General features: G+C 44.2%; 3 protein-coding genes. 2 read left to right on the plus strand and 1 reads right to left on the minus strand.

The annotated features are described in order from the left end of the window. A partial coding sequence (locus ACNPNW_RS05630; protein WP_448766689.1) for a transposase occupies positions 1-160 on the minus strand: 160 nt, incomplete at its 3' end. Between the two features lie 356 nt (positions 161-516). Between ACNPNW_RS05630 and acnD the strand changes: the two genes are divergently transcribed. Further along, positions 517-3138 carry a Fe/S-dependent 2-methylisocitrate dehydratase AcnD gene (gene acnD / locus ACNPNW_RS05635; RefSeq protein WP_448766688.1) on the plus strand — a complete coding sequence of 874 codons (2622 nt, stop codon included), beginning with the start codon at positions 517-519 and terminating at the stop codon, positions 3136-3138. Positions 3139-3339: 201 nt separating this feature from the next. Then, positions 3340-3518, plus strand: a 179-nt coding sequence (locus tag ACNPNW_RS05640; RefSeq protein ID WP_025468509.1) for a helix-turn-helix domain-containing protein, incomplete at its 3' end; no start/stop codon positions are given.

A 3518-nucleotide genomic window follows, 5' to 3' on the forward strand; every position in this document is an offset into this window, starting at 1 on the left:
CAAATTCTTTAGGCAAATCACGCCATGGGCAGCCTGTTCTTATTCTATAAAGTATTGCTTCGACAAAATTTCTCAAATTAGATTTGGAATAGATATCAAAATTTCGGAAAATAGAAAGTAACTTAGACCAGTGTTGATCATTCAGCATTGTACGAGGCATAGCGAGAAGTAAATTTGGTTTGGCGATTAAATTTTACTTTCTCGCTATTTTTTTGAACAGAAAATGTCAACAGACCCTAATAATCAAATAAAAATTTAGAGAAATATTTTGCAACATAAGACTAAAGAATAAGGCGAATTATTCAGATTTTTTTAGCAAAAGACCGCTTTAAAGCAAAAATTCTAAAGTCTATGTAACAAATTTTTGCGAAAATACCGTTTTTTATAATTAAGTATTTGAAAAATATAAAATTTGGGAAATGCTATTTGTGCAGCGTACAATGCTGCTATTACAAAAGTAACTCATCGATATCTATTGATGAATAAAAATAGAGATAAACGAGGGCAGGCAAGCTTATGAACAACAACTACCGTAAACCGCTGCAATCCACCACCCAGCTGGAATATTATGACGTGCGACAGGCCGTAGAAGATATTCAGCCAGGCGCATATGCCAAACTTCCTTATACTTCCAAAGTCCTGGCAGAGCAGTTGGTGCGTCGTTGTGATCCTGCCATTCTGGAACAGTCTTTACGCCAGCTGATTGAGCGTAAACAGGAACATGATTTTCCCTGGTATCCGGCACGTGTGGTGTGTCATGACATCTTGGGGCAAACGGCACTGGTTGACCTTGCCGGTTTACGTGATGCGATTGCCGATCAGGGCGGCGATCCATCGAAAGTCAATCCGGTGGTACCAACCCAGCTCATTGTCGATCATTCACTAGCGGTTGAGTTTGGTGGTTTTGATCCAGATGCCTTTGAGAAAAACCGTGCTATTGAAGACCGTCGTAACGAAGACCGTTTCCATTTTATTGAATGGACCAAAACTGCCTTTGAAAATGTTGATGTGATTCCTGCCGGTAATGGCATCATGCACCAGATCAACCTGGAGAAAATGTCTCCGGTGATTCAGAACCGTGATGGTCTGGCATTCCCGGATACCTGTGTTGGTACAGATTCGCATACGCCTCATACAGATGCATTGGGCGTGATCTCGATTGGTGTTGGCGGCTTGGAAGCCGAAAACGTGATGCTGGGCCGTGCATCGTGGATGCGTCTGCCGGACATTATTGGTGTGGAGTTGGTTGGTCAGCGCAAGCCAGGCATTACCGCGACAGACATCGTCTTGGCATTAACTGAATTCCTGCGTAAAGAGCGTGTGGTTGGCGCATATTTAGAATTCTTTGGTGAAGGTGCTGACAGCATGTCGGTGGGTGATCGTGCCACGATTTCCAACATGACCCCGGAATATGGCGCAACGGCTGCGATGTTCTATATCGACCAGAACACCATTGATTATCTGACTTTGACCGGCCGTGAACCTGAGCAAGTCAAACTGGTGGAAACTTATGCCAAAGAAATTGGTCTTTGGGCATCGGATATGACTCAAGCGGAATATCCGCGTGTGCTGCGTTTCGATCTATCGACTGTGACACGTAACATCGCTGGCCCATCGAATCCACATGCACGTGTATCAACCTCTGACCTGAAAGAAAAAGGTATTGCCGGTAATTTAGAAGCAGCTCGCGCGCAAGAAGCGGAAGGTTTGATGCCAGATGGCGCGGTGATTATCGCGGCGATTACCTCTTGTACTAATACCTCTAACCCACGTAATACGGTGGCGGCAGGTTTACTGGCACGTAAGGCCAATGAATTGGGCTTGGTCCGTAAGCCTTGGGTGAAATCTTCTTTTGCACCGGGTTCTAAAGCGGCTGCTTTGTATTTGGAAGAAGCAGGCGTACTTAAAGATTTAGAAAAATTGGGCTTTGGTATCGTGGCCTATGCATGCACGACTTGTAACGGCATGTCGGGTGCGCTTGATCCAAAGATTCAGCAAGAAATCATCGACCGTGACCTGTATGCAACAGCGGTGCTTTCGGGCAACCGTAACTTCGATGGGCGTATTCATCCATATGCGAAACAGGCGTTCTTGGCATCTCCGCCATTAGTGGTAGCTTATGCGATTGCCGGTACGATTCGTTTTGACATCGAAAAAGATGCACTTGGGACTGATAAAGATGGCAACCCGATTTATCTGAAAGATATTTGGCCATCGGATGAAGAAATTGATGCGCTGGTAAAAGTTGCTGTAAAACCAGAACAATTCAAAAAAATCTACATTCCAATGTTCGACTTGGGCGTGAATGAAAAGGCAGCAAGTCCGCTGTATGACTGGCGTCCGCAAAGTACCTATATCCGCCGTCCGCCGTATTGGGAAGGTGCTTTGGCTGCACCGCGTACCTTGTCGAATATGCGTCCACTGGCGATCTTGGGCGATAACATCACCACTGATCATTTATCACCATCGAATGCCATTGTTTTAGACAGTGCTTCAGGTGAATACCTGAAAAAAATGGGTGTGCCTGAGGAAGACTTTAACTCTTATGCAACGCATCGCGGTGATCACCTCACGACGCAACGTGCGACTTTTGCCAACCCGAAACTGTTTAATGAGATGGTGGTGCGTTCTGACGGCACGATCAAGCAGGGTTCGAAAGCACGTGTAGAGCCGGAAGGCGAAGTGATGCGTATGTGGGAAGCGATTGAAATCTACATGAATCGCAAACAGCCGTTGATCATTATTGCCGGTAGGGATTATGGTCAGGGTTCTAGCCGTGACTGGGCTGCTAAAGGTGTGCGTCTGGCAGGTGTAGAAGCAATTGTAGCGGAAGGTTTTGAGCGTATTCACCGTACCAATTTGGTCGGTATGGGTGTCTTGCCGCTTGAGTTTAAGCCGGGTACAGACCGTAAGACTTTGGGTCTTGATGGTACTGAGCTGTATAGCGTGATTGGTAATATCGCACCACGTTCGACGTTGACTTTGGTGGTTGAGCGTTCAACCGATGATGGTAAGAACCAGATTATTGAAGTGCCTGTGACTTGCCGTTTGGATACTGAAGAAGAAGTACATGTGTATGAAGCGGGTGGGGTATTACAGCGCTTTGCACAGGATTTCTTGGAAGGGAATGTGGCTTGATGATTTCAATTGGTCTTATTTGATTTTAATATATAAAAAACCTACATTTATGTAGGTTTTTTATTTGTGAAATTTTATGTACGTTCAACCAGAAATACAGAATAGATTAGATATCTTGTTTAAAGATTTTACGGCAGAGTAAAACTTGAAGTGCGACATAAACCACCTAATTAATTTAAAGGGTTTATGGAGTATATAAAATTGTCATACCATCATCTTAACTTTGAAGATCGTACTGCATTAATGCTTGAGTCAAGAAAAGAAGGCTTTTCAGCCAGAAAATTTGCTGAACTCATTAAAAGACATCCTAGTACGATCTATCGTGAGCTTAAAAGAAATAGCATCAATGACGTTTATCAAGCTCGATATGCTTCTGATAA

The organism is Acinetobacter endophylla (genome assembly GCF_053543775.1).

What these genes read in the sequence shown, in the direction of transcription:
- acnD (WP_448766688.1), top strand. Translation starts at nt 517, where the DNA reads ATGAACAACAACTACCGTAAACCGCTGCAATCCACCACCCAGCTGGAA.